9 protein-coding genes are annotated in these 19,183 nt (G+C 65.7%); 5 read left to right on the top strand and 4 right to left on the bottom strand.

Annotated features, from left to right (window positions below; genetic code table 11):
• Nucleotides 1–287 precede the first annotated feature (287 nt).
• Complete coding sequence (locus AT699_RS29540) at nucleotides 288–962, bottom strand: 5-formyltetrahydrofolate cyclo-ligase (RefSeq protein WP_026382089.1); 675 nt, start codon at nucleotides 960–962, stop codon at nucleotides 288–290.
• Between the two features lie 267 nt (nucleotides 963–1,229).
• Here AT699_RS29540 and AT699_RS29535 point away from each other — a divergent pair, with 267 nt between their 5' ends.
• Both AT699_RS29535 and AT699_RS29530 read left to right on the top strand, forming a co-directional pair.
• On the top strand, nucleotides 1,230–3,308 hold the full coding sequence (locus tag AT699_RS29535) for a lytic transglycosylase domain-containing protein (RefSeq protein ID WP_045953403.1): 2,079 nt from the start codon (nucleotides 1,230–1,232) through the stop codon (nucleotides 3,306–3,308).
• Entirely contained in the window at nucleotides 3,305–4,408 is a 1,104-nt protein-coding gene (locus AT699_RS29530) for a tRNA CCA-pyrophosphorylase (protein ID WP_058207537.1), read from the top strand. Before AT699_RS29535 ends, AT699_RS29530 begins: the two co-directional genes overlap by 4 nt.
• A gap of 12 nt (nucleotides 4,409–4,420) precedes the next feature.
• Here the strand turns inward: AT699_RS29530 and AT699_RS29525 are convergent, their stop codons facing one another.
• The 3 genes from AT699_RS29525 to AT699_RS29515 form a co-directional block, all read right to left on the bottom strand.
• On the bottom strand, nucleotides 4,421–5,602 hold the full coding sequence (locus tag AT699_RS29525; protein ID WP_024070699.1) for a class I SAM-dependent methyltransferase: 1,182 nt from the start codon (nucleotides 5,600–5,602) through the stop codon (nucleotides 4,421–4,423).
• Nucleotides 5,603–5,687: 85 nt separating this feature from the next.
• Nucleotides 5,688–7,463, bottom strand: a complete 1,776-nt coding sequence (locus AT699_RS29520; RefSeq protein WP_024070698.1) for a DEAD/DEAH box helicase — start codon at nucleotides 7,461–7,463, stop codon at nucleotides 5,688–5,690.
• Between the two features lie 278 nt (nucleotides 7,464–7,741).
• Nucleotides 7,742–8,503 (bottom strand): uracil-DNA glycosylase, encoded by a 762-nt coding sequence (locus tag AT699_RS29515; RefSeq protein ID WP_006389807.1) that lies wholly within the window; start codon nucleotides 8,501–8,503, stop codon nucleotides 7,742–7,744.
• A 274-nt stretch (nucleotides 8,504–8,777) separates the two neighbouring features.
• On the opposite strand from AT699_RS29515, the gene AT699_RS29510 reads away from it, so the two are divergent.
• The 3 genes from AT699_RS29510 to AT699_RS31825 all read left to right on the top strand — a co-directional run bounded on the left by AT699_RS29510 (nucleotide 8,778) and on the right by AT699_RS31825 (nucleotide 19,065).
• The gene (locus AT699_RS29510) at nucleotides 8,778–10,526 is read left to right on the top strand and encodes a ShlB/FhaC/HecB family hemolysin secretion/activation protein (protein ID WP_058207655.1); all 1,749 of its coding nucleotides are present in this window, start codon (nucleotides 8,778–8,780) and stop codon (nucleotides 10,524–10,526) included.
• 71 nt (nucleotides 10,527–10,597) lie between these two features.
• Nucleotides 10,598–18,694, top strand: a complete 8,097-nt coding sequence (locus AT699_RS29505; RefSeq protein WP_232254251.1) for a hemagglutinin repeat-containing protein — start codon at nucleotides 10,598–10,600, stop codon at nucleotides 18,692–18,694.
• On the top strand, nucleotides 18,691–19,065 hold the full coding sequence (locus AT699_RS31825) for a hypothetical protein (RefSeq protein WP_131728740.1): 375 nt from the start codon (nucleotides 18,691–18,693) through the stop codon (nucleotides 19,063–19,065). The genes AT699_RS29505 and AT699_RS31825 overlap by 4 nt, the downstream gene beginning before the upstream one ends.
• The last annotated feature ends 118 nt before the right edge of the window (nucleotides 19,066–19,183 follow it).

Raw genomic sequence — 19,183 nt, 5'->3', positions numbered from 1 at the left:
CCGCCTGGAGGTAAATATCCTCTGGTCGGCGGCGGCTGGCTACCCTCCGGATGTACGGAGGCAGCGATGGCGTGGGCGGGACGACGGCTTCCGCTGCCGGGTGGGCGGGGCGGAACAGGTCCGAATGTGGGGCTGCGCGACGGCATGGCGTCGGCGCGGACGGCGCGCGCAGGCGGAGCGGGGTGGTGCCCGCGAGGGATGCCGCAGCAAGCGGCAATCGGGGATATCAGGGTCAGATCATAGGGCTTGCACCGTTCTGGTGCAAGCCCCGGGGCAAAACTGGTGCGTCAGCGCAGCGTGTAGCGTTGCACCGTGGTGCCGCCTTGGCCGGGTTGTTCCTGCGGGGCATGCGGCACCCAGCCGTCCGGCGTGATGACGGCGTCGAGGCGGAAGTCGTGGGCGGCGGGTTCATAGCCGGGGTCCAGTTCGCCGCAGCTCCAGGCCACGCCGATGGTGGTGAAGGCGTGGCCGCGCTCGCGCAGCGCCGCCAGCGTGCGGTCGTAGTAGCCGCCGCCGTAACCGAGGCGGTCGGCGGATTCGGTGTAACCCAGGGTGGGCACCAGCAGCACGTCGGGCAGCACCTCGGCCCCTTGCGCCGGTTCCTGGATGCCATAGGGGCCGGCGCGCAGTTCGGCGTCGGGCGTCCAGGGCAGGAAGGCCAGCGGCGCGTTGCGTTCGCGCACCACCGGCAGCGCCACCGTGACACCATTTTCGGTCCATTGCTCCAGCAGCGGCCGCAGGTCCGGCTCGTCTTCCATGGGCCAGAAGGCCGCCACGACGGCGGGCGCGCGGCGGCCGGCCCGCACGGCTTCGTCGCGGGCCACATTGAGCCAGGTGAACAGCCGCGCGCGCATCAGCAGGCCGCCGCGGCTGCGTTGGTCTTCAGGCAGTTCGGCGCGCAGTTTCCGCAATCGCGTGCGTAGCTGGCTTGCGGTATCCTCTGGAGTATTTTGCGTAGTCATGCGGTAGCTGTAACAGGGGTGGAAAATGAAGGCGACAATGCGGGTCAGCGATAAAACGTCTAACGGTGCGAACCTGCGCGCGGGCCATCGCGCAGGCGGTCGCCACGCCGGCGGCCGCGCCAACGATCACGCGCATCGCCGTGCCTGCCTCTGCGCCTATCACTGCGCGGATCCGCAAGCTGCCCTCAAGGTCCGCGCATGAAGCCCGTGCGCAATCCCATGGCCGCGGTCCACGGCCCGCAATCCGGACGGTATCAGAAAACCGCCATGAAATCCCCGCGCACCGCCGACGCCCGCGCCGGCCTGCGCCGCTGGCTGCCCTTGCTGGCGCTGTTCACGGCGGCCTGCGCGCCCGTCGACGCCCAGCAGCGCACCGCATCCGTCAATACCCAGCCGCAACCCGCCGCGCAAGCGCCGCAACCGGCCATCGCCGTGCCGCCGGCCGTGCTGGCGGGCTTGCCGCCCACCGCCGAAACGCCCGCGCTGGCCGCCGTGGTGGCCGCGCGCGAAGCCATGAATCGCAAGCAGTGGTCGATCCTGGGCGCCCTGGTGCCCCAGGCCAAGTCCGATCCGCTCGGCATGTATCCGGAGTACTGGCTGTTGCGCTATCAGCTGTGGAGCCCGCCCGCGGGCGGGCGTCCCAACGCCGAGCTGCAGAAGTTCATCAACAGCAATGGCGATGCCTATCTGGCGGATCGGCTGCGCGCCGACTGGCTGCTGGCCGCCGCGCGCAGCGGCGACTTCGAGACCGTGCGCAAGCTGGCTCCGGTCAAGAACAGCAACGCCCAGGTCGAATGCGCCATCCTCAACGCCAAGCACATGACCGGCCAGCGTGCCACGGCCGCGCAGGCCATGGCGGTGTTCGCGCCGGGCAGCGCCTGCTGGACGCTGTACGACCAGCTGGTGGCCGACAACGTCCTGGGCTGGGACCAGCTCGAACCGCAGTTGCGCGACGCCATCGAGGCCAACAAGACCACCGACGCGCGCAAGTTCGTGCAGTACATGTTCGAGCCGCGCGACCAGAAGACCTACGACGTCCTCATCAAGGACCCGATGCGCTGGCTGACGCGGCAGGACCGCCTGCCGGTGGGCCGCAACGAAAAAGAACTGGTCACCATCGCCCTGGCGCGCCTGGCCCGTTCCGACATCAACGTGGCCGATTCCTACCTGCGGCGCGAATGGGCCAAGTCCATGGCCAAGTCGAACCTGGCCTGGATCCGTGGCCAGTACGCGCTGGTGGCCGCGCTCAACCTGGACAGCCGCGCCGACGACTGGTACCACGAAGCCGGCCATATCCGCATGACGGAATACAACGCCGGCTGGAAGGTGCGGGCGGCGCTACGCCAGCCCAAGATCGACTGGAAGTGGGTCATCGAGTCCATCGACCAGATGCCTGCAGCACAACAGCAGGATCCATCCTGGATCTACTGGAAGGCGCGCGGCATGGCCGCCACCGGCCGTCGCGAGCAGGCCAACGCGGCCTACGCCTCCATCGCCGACCGCTTCGACTTCTACGGCCAGCTGGCCGCCGAGGAACTGGGCCGGCGCATCACCGTGCCGCCGCGCCCGGCGCCCATCAGCGACAGCGAGATCGCCGAAGCCCGCGCCAACCCGGGCCTGCGCCGCGCGGTGCAGCTGTTCCGCCTGGGCTGGCGCCAGGAAGCCGTGCCCGAATGGAACTTCGCGTTGCGGGGCATGAGCGACCGCCAACTGCTTGCCGCCGCCGAACTGGCACGCGCCGAGAACATCTACGACCGCGTGGTCAACACATCCGACCGCACCGAGAAGGAATTCGACTTCAGCCAGCGCTTCATCGCGCCGTTCGAGGGCCGCGTCACCGCCAAGGCCAACGCCATCGCGCTCGACCCCGCCTGGGTCTACGGCCTGATCCGCCAGGAATCGCGCTTCATCATGGACGCGCGCTCGCACGTCGGCGCCTCCGGCCTGATGCAGCTGATGCCGGCCACGGCCAAATGGGTCGCGGGCAAGATCGGCATGAGCAACTTCACGCCCGACAGCGTCAACGACTTCGATACCAACACCGAGCTGGGCACCAACTATCTGAACATGGTGCTGCGCGACCTGAACGGTTCGCAGATGCTGGCCAGCGCCGGCTACAACGCCGGTCCGCGCCGCCCGCACAACTGGCGCTCGACCTTCAATCACCCCGTCGAAGGCGCGATCTTCGCCGAGACCATTCCGTTCAACGAGACGCGCACCTACGTCAAGAACGTGATGTCCAACTCGGTCTACTACGCCGCCATGTTCAGCGGCCAGCCGCAGTCGCTGAAAGAGCGGCTGGGCAACGTGGTCCCGCTGGGCGCGGAAAGCACCACCCTGCCATGACGGAGGATGTGGCGACGCAGGGCCTGCAGGTCTACATCGTGGGCGGGGCAGTGCGCGACGCGCTGCTCGGCCTGACGCCCGGCGATCACGACTGGGTGGTGGTCGGCGCCACGCCCGAGGACATGGCGCGGCGCGGCTTCATTCCGGTGGGTGGCGATTTCCCGGTGTTCCTGCACCCGGTCACCAAAGAGGAATACGCGCTGGCGCGCACCGAACGCAAGTCGGGCCGCGGCTACAAGGGTTTCACGTTCTACACGGGCACCGACGTCACGCTTGAAGAGGACCTGCGCCGCCGCGATCTGACGGTCAACGCCATTGCGCAGAAGCAGGACGGCGAACTGGTCGATCCGCTCGGCGGCGCCGCCGACGTCCAGGCCCGCGTGTTCCGCCATGTGGGCGAGGCATTCCAGGAAGATCCCGTGCGCATCCTGCGCCTGGCCCGCTTCGCCGCGCGTTTCGCCGACTTCAGCGTCGCGCCCGAGACCATGGCTCTGTGCCGCCAGATGGTCGAGGCCGGCGAGGCCGACGCCCTGGTGCCCGAGCGCGTCTGGAAAGAAGTGTCGCGCGGCTTGATGGCGGCCGCGCCGTCGCGCATGCTGGACGTGTTGCGGCAGTCGGGGGCGCTGGAGCGCGTCATGCCCGAATTGACAGGGTCCGAGGAGACCGATGGCGACGTCGATCGCGCGGCCGCGCGCAAGCTGTCGCTGCCGGGCCGTTATGCGCTGCTGTGCCGGCTGTCGCCCGGACGCGAGGCCCTGGGCCGGCGCTTGCGCGTGCCTACCGAGTGCAACGACTACGCGCGTCTGCTGCCCGACATGTTGACGGGTCTGGATGCCGCGCAGGCGGCTGGCGCCGACCCGGCCGATGCGCAGCTTGCGCTGATGGAGCGGGTCGATGCGTTGCGCAAGCCTGAGCGCTTCCTTGATCTGCTGGCGGCGGCGGCGGTGCTGCGCCCGGTGGATGGCAATGCCTGGCGCGATCGGGCCGAAGCCGTGCGCGGCGTGGATGCCGGCGCCATCGCTCGCTCCTGCGCGGGCGATCCGGCGCGCATCAAGCAGAGCCTGCGCGAGGCGCGCTTGCAGCGGCTGCGCGCCGCCTGACGCCGCCCCTTCCTACAGCTTGCCGAGGCGGTCGCCGCGCGCAAAGCCGATCAGCGGCTGCGTGATGCCGCGGCCCACCGCCAGCACCTTGAACAGTTCGCCCATTTCGGCTTCCGACAGCAGCTTCTGCACCGGCGCCACCGCTTGCGCGTAGGTCCGCGCGTCGGTCGGATCCAGTTGCGCGAGCAACTCCATCAGTCCGGCGTTCATCAGGAAGCGCGCCTGCGAGGTATATCCCAGCACCTGCAGACCCGCTGCCTGCGCCGCATCCGCCATGGCGGTGAAGTCGACGTGCGCCGTGATGTCCTGCAGCCCCGGCGCGGTGAACGGATCGCCATGCGCGTGGTGGCGCAGATGGCACATCAGCGTGCCGCCGGCGCGTTGCGGGTGGTAGTACTCACCCTGCGGAAAGCCATAGTCGACCAGCAGCGCCGCGCCCTGTTCCAGCCAACCGCTCATGCCGTCGATCCAGGCTTCGGCCTGCAGGTTGATCTCGGACACATACCCCGGCAACGCCGGCATGCGCGCTGCCACCGCCTCTGCCAGGCGCCGCGGAGCCGGCCGGTCTTCCCAGACGAAACCCTGGGCCGGGTCCAGCGTCACGCCGCGTTCCAGCACCACGCCGTCATCGCTCCAGCGGAATAGCGACACTGGCATCGCGTCCAGCACCTCGTTGGCCAGCACGCAACCGCGGAAACGTTCGGGTAGCGCATCCAGCCAGCGCACCCGCTCGCCGAACGGCGCCAGCCGCTCGGCCTGGCGCGCGCGCAGGTCGGCCGATACTTCGAGAATCAGGTACTGCGTATCCTGCAGCCCCTGCGCATCCAGCTCGCGCAGCACGCCTTCGGCCAGCGCGCCGGTGCCGGCGCCGAACTCCAGCACCGTCTGGGTATCGGTCTGGCGCAGCACCTGGGCGACCTGGCGCGCCAGGGTACGGGCGAACAGCGGCGTCAGTTGCGGCGCGGTGACGAAATCGCCCGCGGGCGCGCGCGCATCGGCTTCGGCCAGCTTGACGTTGCCGGCCGCGTAGTAGCCCAGCCCCGGCGCATACAGCGCCTCGGCCATCCAGTGATCGAACGGCAGCCAGCCCGAAGCGGCGGCGATGGCGGCGCGCAGATGCGCGGCGGCGGCTTCGCTATGGGCCTGGGCGGCGGGAGACAGCGGGGGCAGGTTGGCGGGAGCGGGGCGTTGCATGGAGGAAGGAAAGGCGTCGTGAATAGGGCATTTTCCCAAAAAACAAACCCCGCGACAGGCGCGGGGTTTGTTGGGTGCCGAGGGCTTAGCCGCGGCGGGCGCCGGCCGGCTTGTTGAAGCGCTTGGCGGGGCCGCCGGGGCGCTTGTCGAAGCTGGGACGGTCACGGAAACCGCCTTCCGAGCGGTCGCCGCCGCGGAAGCCGCCTTCGCGCTGCGGACGGTCGCCAAAGCTGGGGCGATCGCTGAAGCTCGGACGCGAATCGCGGTCGCCGCCACGGAAGCCCCCTTCACGCGGGCCGCGCTCGTTGAACGGGCGCGGATCGCGCTGCGGGCGATCGCCGAAGCTGGGGCGGTCGCTGAAGCTCGGGCGCGAATCACGGTCGCCGCCACGGAAACCGCCTTCACGCGGGGGGCGGTCGCCGAAGGGACGATTGCCCTGGTAGCCGCCTTCGCGCTGGGGACGATCACCAAAGCTGGGACGATCGCCGAACGAACGGGCCGGGCGGTCGCCGAACGGGCGGTTGCCTTGGTAGCCGCCGCCTTCGCGGGCGCCCTGGTAGCCGCCTTCGCGCGGCTTGAATTCACCACGCGGACCGCCGAACGAGCGGCCTTCACGCGAACCGCCGTCACGGTGGCCCTGGTAGCCGCCGCCGAAGCCGCCCGGACGCTTGCCGAAAGGCTTGCCGCCGCGCGGCGCGCCGCCGGTCGACGGACGCGGGGTGCGCTTGGGTTCCAGGCCGGCGATCACTTCGGGCGTGATGGACTGGCCAATGTAGTGTTCGATACGGCGCACCTTGTGGCGCTCGGAATGCGTGGCCAGCGTGAACGCCAGGCCGTTGCGACCGGCGCGGCCGGTACGGCCGATACGGTGCACGTAGTCCTCGGCCTGCATCGGCAGGTCGAAGTTGACGGCGTGGCTGATGCCTTGCACGTCGATGCCGCGCGCGGCCACGTCGGTGGCGACCAGGATGCGCAGCTGGCCGCGCTGCAGCTGCGACAGCGTGCGGGTGCGTTGGCGCTGGTTCATGTCGCCGTGCAGGGCGGCGGCGGCAAAGCCCTGGTCGGCCAGGTGGTCGGCCAGATCGTCGGCGCCGCGCTTGGTCGACGTAAAGACGATGGCCTGGTCCAGCGAAGCGTCGCGCAGGACGTGGTCCAGCAGCTGCATCTTGTGGCTGGCGTCGTCCGCGTACAGCAGGCTCTGCGTGATGTTGGTGTGCTTTTCCTTGGCGCCGGCGACTTCGATGCGCTGCGGGTCGCGCATCATGCGCGCGGCCAGCTTGGCAACGGTGCCGTCCAGCGTGGCCGAGAACAGCAGCGTCTGGCGTTCGACCGGCAGGCGGCTGATGATGGTTTCGATATCCTCGATGAAGCCCATGTCCAGCATGCGGTCGGCTTCGTCCAGCACCAGGGTGTGCACGGTGTTCAGTTTGACGCGGCCCGAATTCAGGTGATCGATCAGGCGGCCGGGCGTGGCCACCAGCACATCGACGCGGCGCGACAGCGCCTTCAGCTGGGCGCCATAGGGCATGCCGCCGACGACGGTGGCGGTGCGCAGGTCGGCCAGCTTGCGGCCGTAGGTGGCGGTGGCGTCGGTGACCTGCAGGGCCAGTTCGCGGGTCGGGGCCAGCACCAGCACTTGCACGCCGACGCCCTTGTTGGCGGGCATCTGGGCGATGCGGTGCAGCGCCGGCAGCATGAAGGCGGCGGTCTTGCCGCTACCGGTCTGCGACGACACCATCAGGTCGTGGCCGGCCAGCGCCTGCGGAATGGCCGAGGCTTGCACGGTGGTGGGGGTGGTGAAGCCAGCGTCTTGCAGGGCCGACAGCAGGGCGGGCGCCAGGCCCAGGTTTTCGAAAGACATTACTTTCCCTTGCCGCGATCAAATGCGGCGCAGTGCTTGGTCGGGCCAGGGGATTAGGCGGCCGGATCCAGGCGACGGTTGATGGAGCATCGTGCCGACCGAATCAACCGTGCGCGTGGCGCGTTCCCGTGATGCTGCTTGGAACGCAGGGCGAAAGGAAAGGAGGTCAGGAATCGATGATGTTCGGCATGGGGCTGGGCTTGGTTGCCCGGCAGACTGCTGAAATTTCCGCTAAATCAAGGCGGTAAATGCCGAACTCGTTTGGTGCAGTGCGGCGATCATAACCCGAATTCGCCTTGTGCGGGAATTATTTTTTTGTCCAGCTTCCAATCAATAGGGTTTTTCCCTTGGTCGCTCAACCACCGGTTGGTCGCCAGGAAATGGCCGCAGCCTAGGAACGGCACGGGCGGGCGCCGGGCAGACAGGGGAGAAGGATGATTGGCCATCAGCACCAGATGGCCACTGTCGTGCGGAAGCAACGCCTGCTTGGCCTGGGCGTGGGCGCCCCACAGCATGAAAACCTTCGGAGACGGGTCTTGCGCCACCAGGGCGATGAGCGCGTCCGTCACGGTTTCCCAACCCCGCTTGGCGTGGGACGCGGGTTGCCCGTCCTCCACCGTGAGGGCGGTGTTTAGCAGCAACACGCCTTGAGCGGCCCACGGCGTCAGGTCATTGCCGGCCGGCAGCGGCGTGCCGGGATATTCCTGCGCGATTTCATTGAAGATGTTGCGCAGGCTGGGCGGGCGCTTGCAGTCGTCCGGCACCGAGAATGCCAGCCCTTGTGCCTGTCCAGGGCCGTGATACGGGTCCTGGCCCAGGATCACCACTCGCACGTCCGAGGGCGCCAGGCCGTGCAGGGCGCGAAAGGGCGTGGCCGGATAGATCACCGCGCCTTCGGCAAGGCGCTTTTCCACATGGGCGGTCACGGCCTGTAGCGCCGTGGCGACGCGTGGGGCCTGCAGGGCGGCCTGCCAGGCGGCGGGCAATTGTGCCGTCTGGGTGGCGAGGGCGGAGGGAATCAGGCGGTTATCGATCGGCATGGGCGCGATTTTGGCACAGCGCGGGGCGCGTCACAGGTACCGGCGCGGCCATGATTTTCCGGCAGTTTCAGACTGTTCCTATCGCCATGGGCGGGCCGAGCGACTAATTTAGCGACGTAAGAGTGCGTAACGGAATGGCCACGTGCTCCACGCTGCATATTTTCGATTGTCGCCAAAAAGCCTTTGAAAAAGCCGGCATAAATTGAAATATGCGCTTAATTAACGCGATTTCCATCCGTTATTGAAAGAAACCAGCAATTTCAATAAGAAACAAGTGCATACCATCGTACCGCGAAGCCGCCTCCGGCAGAGGCTGCTTCCCTGCCTGGCGCTGTGCGTTTCATCCATCGCCTCGCTGACCATCCCGTCTGGGCTGGCCGCGCAATCGTTGCCCGCAGAGGCCGCCACTCGCGCCAGCGACATCCAGCGCCGCCAGGAGCAGGAGCTGGACGCCCAGCGCGCCCGCGCCGCCGAGCGGCCGGACGTGCTGTCGGCGCCGTCCACAGGCGCCGGCGAGGGGCCGCTGGTGTTTCCGGTGGAGTCTCCCTGCTTCACGCTGGACAAGGTGGTCTGGGACGGCTCACCGCCACCCGCCGCGCTGCGCCGCGACAGCGAGGCGGCGCTGGGCCGGTGCGTGGGCGGCCGGGGCCTGCAAGCCCTGCAGGCCCACCTGATGGCGCGCCTGATCGACCGCGGCCTGATCACCGCCCGCGTGCTGGTGCCGGAGCAATCGCTGGCCGGCGGCACGCTGACCCTGCGCTACGTGCCCGGCCGCATTTCCGGCGTCAAGAGCGACGGCGCGCCCGGCTGGTGGCGCACCGCGCTGCCCACCTGGCCAGGCGGCGAGGTCAATCAGCGTGACCTGGACCAGGCGCTGGAAAATATCCGCCGCCTGGCCGGCCAGGCGGACGCGTCGATCGACGTCGCGCCCGGTCCCGAGCTGGGCGATTCCGACATCATCATCAAGCCCGGCACCGGCAAGCGCTGGCATGCCTACGTGGGCGGCGACAACGCCGGCATGGAAGCGACCGGCAAGAACCAGGTGAACGCCGGACTCACGCTCGATTCGCCGCTGTTCCTGTACGACCAGTTGTCGGTGTCCTGGAACAGCAACGCCGACCTGCGCAACAACGACGCCGGCTCGCGCGCCGCGTCGGTCAACTACAGCATTCCGTTCGGCTACTGGACCCTGTTCGCCGGCGCCAGCAAGTCGCGCTATCGCCAGACGGTGGCCGGTTTCGAAGAGCCCATCGTCTACGGCGGCACCAGCAAGCAGATCGAGGCGGGCGTGTCGGTGGTGCCGTACCGCGGCGCCAGCTACAAGGGCACCGCCATGTTGAAGTTCCTGCGCAAGCGTGCCAACAGCACCCTCAACGACATCGACATCGAGGTGCAGCGGCGCGACGTGGTCGGCTACGAGTTCAGCTACGGCCACCGCCAATACATCGACCAGATGGTGCTGGATCTTGGCGGCGGCGTGCGCGGCACGCTGCCGCAGTTCTCCGACCAGCCCGGCTACGTCTACGGCGATCCCGACTGGAACGGCCGCAGCACCATCCTGACGGCCAACGCCGGCCTCTACCTGCCCTTCAAGGTGGCCGGCCAGCAACTGGCCTACCAGGCCAATTGGCAGATCCAGCACGCCAAGACGCCCATCGTGCCCGCGGATTACTTCACCATCGGCAACCGCTATGCGGTGCGCGGCTTCGATGGCCAGATGACGCTGGCCGCGGAAGACGGCTGGACCCTGCGCAATGACCTGTCGCTGAACCTGGGCAACCTGGGCCAGCAACTTTACACGGGCCTGGATGCCGGCCGCGTTGGCGGCCCTTCGGCCGAGTACCTGGCCAGCCGCACGCTGGTCGGCGCGGTGGCCGGCTTGCGCGGCCGCATCGCCATCCCCGGCGCTGCCAATGCGGTCAACGCCAGCTACGACCTGTCGGCCGGCTGGCCGCTGAAAAAGCCGGACAACCTGAAGACCCAAAGCACGGTCTTCGCCGCCACGCTGATGTTCGAGTTCTAGACCGGGCGGGGTCCGTGCGCCCCGGCCGCCGTCCGACAAGTTGCTTCACGCTTACCGAGAGTTGCCTCGCCATGTCCAAGCTTCGCTCCGCAGTTGTCTGGTTGGTCCTGTACACGCAGATCTGGACGCCCGTCCTGGCGCAGACCCTGCCCATCTCCGTCGACAAGAGCGTGCCGGGCCAGAAGCCCGTCGTGGGCGTGGCCAATGGCGTGCCGGTGGTCAATATCGCCCCGCCCTCGGCCGGCGGCGTCTCGAACAACCGCTTCACCCAGTTCAACGTCGGTCCCTCGGGCGTCGTGCTGAACAACAGTGGGGCGGCGAGCCAGACGCAACTGGCAGGCCAGGTGGCGGGCAATCCGATGCTGGGCAACCAGCGCGCCGCCACCATCCTGAACCAGGTCACAGCAAACAATCCGTCGCGCTTGATGGGCATGCTGGAAGTCGCGGGCAACCGCGCCAACGTCATCGTCGCAAATCCGGCCGGCATTACCTGCAACGGCTGCGGCTTCCTGAATGCCAACCGCGCCACGCTGACCACCGGCAAGCCGGTGATCGGTCCGGACGGCACCCTGGGCTTTGACATTGCCAGCGGTCGTCTCGCCATCGAGGGCGCGGGCCTGTATGGCGCGAACCTCAGCCAAGTCGACCTGCTGGCTCGAACGCTGGAGCTGAACGCGCAGGTGTGGGCCGATCGTCTGAACGTGGTGGCGGGCTCCGCGCGCGTGGGCTACGACGGCATCGACGTGTCGGCATTGGCCGGCGATGGCGCCGGCACGGGTGTCGCGCTGGACGTGGCGGCCCTGGGCGGCATGTACGCCAACAGCATCCGCCTGATCGGCACCGAGGCCGGCGTGGGCGTGAACGTGGGCGGCAACCTGGCGGCCCTGACCGGCACCCTTAGCGTCAGCGCCAATGGCGACGTCAGGATCCTGCCGTCGGGCCGCCTGCAGGCCGCCACCGACCTGTCGGTCCGAAGCGGACGCGACATCATCAACGATGGCACGGCCGCCGCGGGCGGCGCGCTGGCATTGAACGCGGCCGGCAAGTTCGCCAACAACAACGCCATGTCTTCAGGCGCGGGCGCCAGCATCGTGGCGCGTCAAATGGAGAACCGGGGCGCATTCACGGCAGGCCTGCGCAGCGACGGCACCATCAGTCCGCTGGGCGCGTTGAGCGTGCGGGTCGACCAGCTGCTCAACCCCGGCTCGCTCGTGGCAGGCGGCGATGCCACGGTAACCGCCGGCGTGCTGGGCCTGTCCGGCGGCAAGTTCGTCGCCGGCGGGCTACTGACGCTGGACGCCAGCGGCGCGATCAGCAATCGCGGCGGCGCCGTTTATGGCGGCTCGGTGGCGCTGCGCGCCGCCAACCTCGACAACACCGCGGGCAAACTCACCAGCGGCGGCGCGCTCGAGGGCCGCGTGGCAGGCATGGTCGACAACACCGGCGGCACGCTGGCAGGCGCGGGCGCCGTCGACATCAGCGGCAAATCCTTGGTCAACGCAGCGGGGGGAGTGGCTTCGGGCGACAGCGTGGCGTTGCGCGGCAACGCCGGCATCGACAATCAGGGCGGATCGGTCCAGGCCAATGGCGCGCTGCGTGTCGAAACGGCGGGTGCGTTGGACAATCGGGGCGGCAAGCTGTTGGGCGGCAGCGCCGAGATCCAGGCGGCCAGCCTGGACAACCGCGCTGGCGTGGCGCAGGCGGATGGCAAGCTGGCCATTGCCAACACCGGCGCGCTGCGCAACCAGGGCGGCGGTCTGTATGGCGGTTCGGCCGACTTGAAGACGGGCAGCCTGGAGAACGCGGGCGGGCGCATCGCGACCGGCGGCGCGCTCGATCTGAATGCGGACGGCGCCGTCGACAATATCGGCGGCACCATCGCCGCGCAGGGCCAGGCGACGCTGAATGCGCAGCGCCTGGCCAATACCCGCGGCATCGTCGCCGCGAGCGGCCTGACGCTCAAGACACAGGGGGTGCTCGACAACAGCGGCGGCCTGATCCAGGCCGACAATGGCCTGGCCCTGGACGCGGGCAGCGTGAACAACCGCGACACGCTCGCCAACGGTATCGCGGGCGCTGGCGGCACCGCTGCCGGGGCCCTCGGGTTGATGGGCAAGCAGGTCACCTTGAACACCGGTTCGGTCGACAATCAGGCCGGTCGCATCGGCGCCGGACAGGACCTGGCGCTGACCACCGGCACGCTCGAGAACGCGCGTGGCAACGTGTCGTCCGATGCCAAGGCCACGCTGGCTTTCACCCGCCTGGCCAACACGGGTGGCGCGCTGACCGCGGGAGCATCGCTGGAACTCGTGACCGGCAGCCTGGACAACGATGGCAAGATCCACTCGGGCCAGGACCTGAAGATAACGGCGGATACGCTCACCAACCGCGCGGGCGGTGAATTGATTGCCGTGCGCAACAACGAACTGGTCATCGGCGGCCTGCTGGCCAACGCCGGCCTGATCGACGGCGGCTACACCCGCATCACCGCCGGCAACCTGGTCAACACCGGACGCATTTATGGCGACCGCATCGGCATCCAGACGCCGTTGCTGCAGAACGAGCCCAACGCCGTCATCGCCTCTCGTGGCGACATGGACCTGGGCGTGGGCACGCTGACCAACCGCGAGCATGCGCTGATCTATGCGGCAGGCGACCTGCGGATCGGCGGCGCGCTGGACGGCGCCGGCAAGGCGGCGGGGCAGGCGACGCTGCTGGCCAACGAATCGGCCACCATCGAGGCCGAGCGCAACGCAGACATCGCCGCGGCCAGTATCCAGAACCGCAATCTGCACTTTGCCAGCGAAACGGTGGAGGTCGGCCGCGGTCCCAAGCTGTATTACCGCCTGGAGAATTCCACCGAGTTCCTGGACGGCTCCAAGCTGTGGCTCTGCGATGCCGTGACGGAACTGTGCGGCCGTGATCCCGTGACGTTCCTGGAGGATGATTCGGAGCGGCGCCTGTTGCTGCCGTCCACAAAATACCCCGAGTCGCGCTACGGGCCGCCCTTCGACTATTTCAAGGGACAGCGGGGCAAGGCCGGCGTCAGCGCGCCCATTCCGCCCGCGTGGCTGCCCGACCAATATGTCTGCGACGGACCCGGCGGCGACGCCGGCGGGTCTTGCGCCACCCAGCCAGGAGGGCCGCGCTACAAGGCGGGCGAACGCATCTGGAGCGTGTTCGATGTCGCCGAACCCGTGGCTGTTCCTCCCATGGTGGAACAGAAATGCAACGGCAATCAGATTTGCCTCGTATCGACGCCGGAACGCGAGCAGGCGCTGGCCCTGAACAAGGCCCGCCACGATGAACTCGCGGGAAAGATCTACGCCTTCAACGCGGACTTCAACAGCAGGTTGGTCAAGAACTTCTTCTACTACAAGGTCGAGGAAGTCGTCATGGAAAGCCGCACCTTGTCGACAGATCCCGCCAAGATCATTGTCGGCGGCGCCGCCACATTCACCGGTACGGTCACCAATGACAAGAGCCGCATTGTCGCCGGTGGCACCTTGTCGGTGGCGGGGCCCGCGATCAACAACGTGGGCGCCGAAGGTGTCCGTTCAATCGAGCGGACAGGCATCGAAGTGCGCACGGTCGGCAAAGGGCAGGATCGCAATGAAAGCACCTCCGACTACAAGGACGTCGTGGCGCCCCAGCGCATCGAACTGGCCGTGGCCAGCTCGGACGGCAATACCGCGCCGCCCCAGACCGGCAATCGGTCGCCAGGCGCCAGCGCCATCGCCAATATTCAGGCGCCCGCGCGGGTCCTGGAGGTCGGCCTGCCTGGCAAGGGGGTCATTCGGGTCGTGACCCTGCCGCCCACGGTTCCCACCAACACCCTGTATCGCGTCATGACGGCGCCGGAAGCGCCGTACCTGATCGCCACCGACAGCCGGTTCCTGGGCCAGCGCCAACCCGTATCAAGCGACTTTCTGCTGCAGAAAATCAACCAGGACAGCGGCCACATTCTCAAGCGTCTGGGCGACGGCTTCTATGAGCAGAAGCTGGTCGCCGAGCAGATCATGCTGGCCACCGGGCAACGCTTCGTCGGCGACTATACCGACAATGAATCCCAGTACAAGGCCCTGCTGGCCGCGGGCGCCGACTTCGCCACTCAATACGGGCTGACGGTGGGGACGGCCCTGTCCGAAGAGCAGATGCGGCACCTGACCAGCGACATTGTGTGGCTGGTGGAACAGACGGTCACGCTGCCTGATGGAAGCCAGCAGACGGTGCTTACGCCGCAGGTATATCTTGCCGTCAAGCCGGGCGACCTGCGTGGCGACGGTACGTTGATCGCGGGGCGCGACACGCGCATAAACACCTCGGGCGACGTCAATAACAGCGGCACCATCGGCGCGCGCAACGCGTTGGTCGTCGAGGCCGAGAACGTACGCAATACTGTTGGCTCGATGCAGGGCAAGACGGTAAACCTGGCGGCGCGCAACGATATCGAGAATCTGGCGGGGTTGCTCAAGGGCGACAAGGTCGCGTTGAGCGCCGGGCGCGATGTCAATCTGAAAGCCTCGACGCAATCGAACGCCAGCGGCGGGGTCAGCAGCACGCGGGTCGACGGCGTGGCGCGTATCGACGCCGGTGACTTGAATGTGCAAGCCGGGCGCGACGTCAACGCGCAGGCCGCGGGTATTGCCGCGACCGGTGACGCGCGTATCCAGGCGGGCAACGATATCAACCTGACCACCGAGCAGGAGCGGTATGCCGAGTCATACGACTACGGCAAGAAGAATCGCTCCGAGATGCGGTCTGCCACCGAAGTGGGATCGCGCATCGTCGCTGGCGGCAATCTCACGCTGATTGCCGGACAGGACGTGAACGCTCGCGCGGCCGAAGTCACCTCGGACAAGCAGCTGGCCGTGGGGGCGGGACGCGACATCAATGTCGTCGCCGGCACCGACAGCAATTACGCCTACAGCGAGACCTATTACAAGAAGCGCGGGTTCCTGTCGAGCAAGAGCGAACACCGCAAGACCGAGTCGGACTGGACAACATCGGCTTCCTCGACTTTCACGGGCGACAGTGCAGTGCTGATGGCCGGACGCGACCTGAACGTCGTTGGCTCCAATGTGGCAGCCCAGAACGACCTTGTCATGTCGGCTGACCGTAACGTCAACATCGTGGCAGCGCAGAACACGTCGGAGGAGTACCAGTACGAAAAGGTCAAGAAATCGGGTTTTGGGGCGATGGGCGGCCTGAGCTATGGATCTCGTCAAACCACGGACTGGACGGACACCGAGCGGGGACTGGCCGCCGGTAGCACGATAGGCAGTGTCACAGGCGACGTGTTGATCAACGCGGCGGGGTCGTTGAACGTACTGGGCAGCGACATTCTGGCGCGTCGTGGCGACATCACGATGATTGGGCGCGATGTCAACATCATTGGCGGGGCCGACACCATGCGCCAGCGCGAGGTGCATGAGGTCAAGCAGTCTGGCTTCAGCATCAACGCCAGTACCCCTGTCGTCAGTGCGATGCAGACTGCCGGAAGAATGGGTGAGGCCGCCGGCAAGACGGATAACAAGGTCATGCAGGGGCTTGCATTGGCGACTACCGGGCTGGCAGGCATCAATGCCTACGATGCCGTGATGGGGGCCAAGGACAAGGCGGGCGGCTTCAACGCCAGTATCGATTTTGGCAGCAGTAAGAGCCAAACGACCATCAAGCGGGAATCGACTTCCGTATCTGGCTCGAATGTTGCGGCAGGCAAGGACTTGACCATCGTCGCCAAAGGCGGTGGCAAGGATTCCGACATCACCGTGACGGGTTCGCGTCTGTCCGCCGGGAATAACGCGGTCCTCAAGGCTGATGGCGATATCTTGCTGCAGGCCGCCCAGAACTCTTTCGAGCAGCACACAACCAACAAGAGTTCGAATTCCAGCATCGGCGTGGGGGTGACTGCGGGCAACAACGGCTTTGGCCTTGTGGTCAATCTTGCTGCAGGAGGCGCGCGCGGCTATGCGGATGGCAAGGACACCAGTTGGACCTACACAACCGTTACCGCCGGGAATACGCTGGCGTTGCAGTCTGGTGGAGACACATCGCTTATCGGAGCGGTGGGGCAGGCCGACCAGATCATTGCTTCTGTGGGCAACAACTTGCGCATCGAGACGCTGCAGGACACCAGCACCTATAAGTCCAAGCAGCAAAGCGCGGGCATCAACGCCAGTATCTGCGTATATGGCTATTGCAGCAGCAGCGTGTCCGCCAATGTCTCGCAGGGCAAGATGAACAGCGACTTCAAGTCCGCCACCGAGCAGGCGGGGTTGAAGGCGGGCAATGGCGGTTTCATCGTCGACGTCAAGAACAACACGACATTGATTGGCGGAGTCATAGCCAGCGGGGACCAAGCCGTCATCGATGGCTTGAACCGAGTCAGTACCGGCACCCTGGTTGTCCAGGATCTGAAGAACACAGCCGACTACAAGGCCAGCCAGGTGGCGGTGGGTGGGGGCTATGGCTGGGGCGATTCGAAGACCGGCGTTGGCATGGGCACCACCTCCAAGGGGGAGGTGGCCGGAGGCTCGAAAGCCGAAGCAGGGACGAAGGTGCCAACGACCAGCGGTGGCGTTGGCATGGGAGTGCCCGTCGCGCTGGGTGCGTCGGGTAGAGCCAATTCGACGACCAACAGCGCCATCAGCAGCGGGAAGATTGAGATTCGCGATGAGGCAGGTCAGTTGGCGCTGACGGGAAAGACGGCCGCGGAAACCATTGCTTCGTTGAATCGCGACACATCGTCAGACACGCTGAATGCGCTGAAGCCGATTTTTGATAAGGAGAAGATTGAGGCGGGGTTTGAGATCGTGTCGGAAGCCAGTCGGCAGACGGGGCAGTTCCTGACGAATCGGGCTAAAGAAGCTGATGCGCTCAGGAAGGCAATGGATGACGAGACCGACCCTGCGCTAAAGAAAGATCTCAAGGCTCGGTATGACGAAGCAGCGAAATGGGGGCCGGACGGCGCGTATCGAATTGGGTTGACCGCAATTTCGGCCGCAGCGGGAGGAAACGTCACTGGAAGCGCGGGTCAATTCCTGCAGTCCGCCGCGGCGAACTATCTGCAGGCGTTAGGCGCAGGCAAGGTGAAGCAGATTGCTGATGCGTTGAATAGCGAGGCGGCTCGGACAGCGTTACAAGGCTTGGTGGGTTGTGCTGGAGCTGCAGGTCAAGGAAGCAGTTGTAGTGCCGCCGCCGCAGGGGCGGCTGCGAGCGTGGTCCTCAACAACCTCATCCAGGGGCTCTCTGGTCAAGACGCGAAAGAGTTGACGGCCGAGCAGAAAGAAGCACGCGTCAATCTGGTCGCTAGTCTGGTGGGGGGCCTCACAGCAGCATTGGGTGGAGATAGTGCGATTGCGACTCTGGCTGCCCAGATTGAGACCGAGAATAATTATCTCGGGCAGAACTCCGAAGGTTTTAGGGCATCCGAACAACGTCAATTCGACGCCGCAATTGCTTCTTGCGGTCCGGGAAATCCAGAGAGTTGTGAGCGAGCCAGAGAGTTTAGCGGCATGTCGCAGCAACGCGACGAGGAATTGGCGAGCGCTTGCGTAGATCGTGCCTCTTCTCTTTGCCGAACAGCAGTTCAGCTGGCTACAGCTAGCGGAAATGTAGTGTTTTTCGACCGACAGGGGAAGCCACTTGCGGTGCCTGCTGATTCTCCCATGATTCAGGCAACACCTGACCCTCGCGATGGAACGTGGCATTACACCATTGCTGCTAGCGTTGCAGAGGGACTAGCGATTGATAGCGGCGGTGGTGCGTTGAGTGGGATAGGCTCTACCATCCGCAATATGTTCGGACCCACTACGGCAAGGGTCACGACAAATGCAAAGATCGCAAGTTTTTCTGATGAGGCCAAGCTAGTTAGTCATTTTCAGAAGCACGGAGCCGAGTTTGGGGTGAAAACATCCTCGGAGTATTTACAAGTGGGTAGGGATATCATGCAGAATGGGGATAAGGTTCTGTATGTGTATAAGGGCGAGGTTCGAACTGGCTATGTTCAATTTATGGGGAACTCAGCTCGTGGAGATGCAAAATTCGGGTTTGTGGGTACTAACATCAATGGGGCAATTACCACAATTCATGTGGAGAGCGGTAAGAATTTCTGGAAAATGTTGAATGGAAGTTCTGTAGATAAAACCATAAGGAGCGTCCGATGATCTATTCGGTGCTTGTTGAGGCTGTTGGCTTGGAAATTGAAGAAGAGGTGTTAATTTCTGTCTGTGGCCATCGGTTGCTCTGCTTTGCTAGCTATTTGCCCGATCGTCTTGAGGTTGGAAAAGTCTATCAGGCGGAGCTCCTTCCTATGATTTTTGATGATTATGTTGTTCGCGAAATTAATAATGCTGATCCTGCAATCGTAAGGCAGGAGGATGGCTACTCATACACAATTGTTGGCCAGCTTCGTGCCGGGTGTTTACATGTTGGTGGCTTGTTGTTTTGCGACAATATTTTGTTGAGTGATTACGGTTTTATGGAAGGAAAAATGGTTTCGTGGAAAGTGGATAGATTGGATGTTTCTTTTGTGTGATATGTCTATGGAGAACACGACTTAGAGAGGCGGGGGTGGCGCTAGAGCTGGGAGGCATATCGGCACAACGCGACAAAGACCTGTCAAGCGCCTACGCGGATCGGACATCTTCCCTGTG

Origin of the sequence: Achromobacter xylosoxidans (assembly GCF_001457475.1) — a bacterium.
GTDB lineage: Bacteria > Pseudomonadota > Gammaproteobacteria > Burkholderiales > Burkholderiaceae_B > Achromobacter > Achromobacter xylosoxidans.
This window is presented reverse-complemented; position numbering and strand designations above follow the sequence as displayed.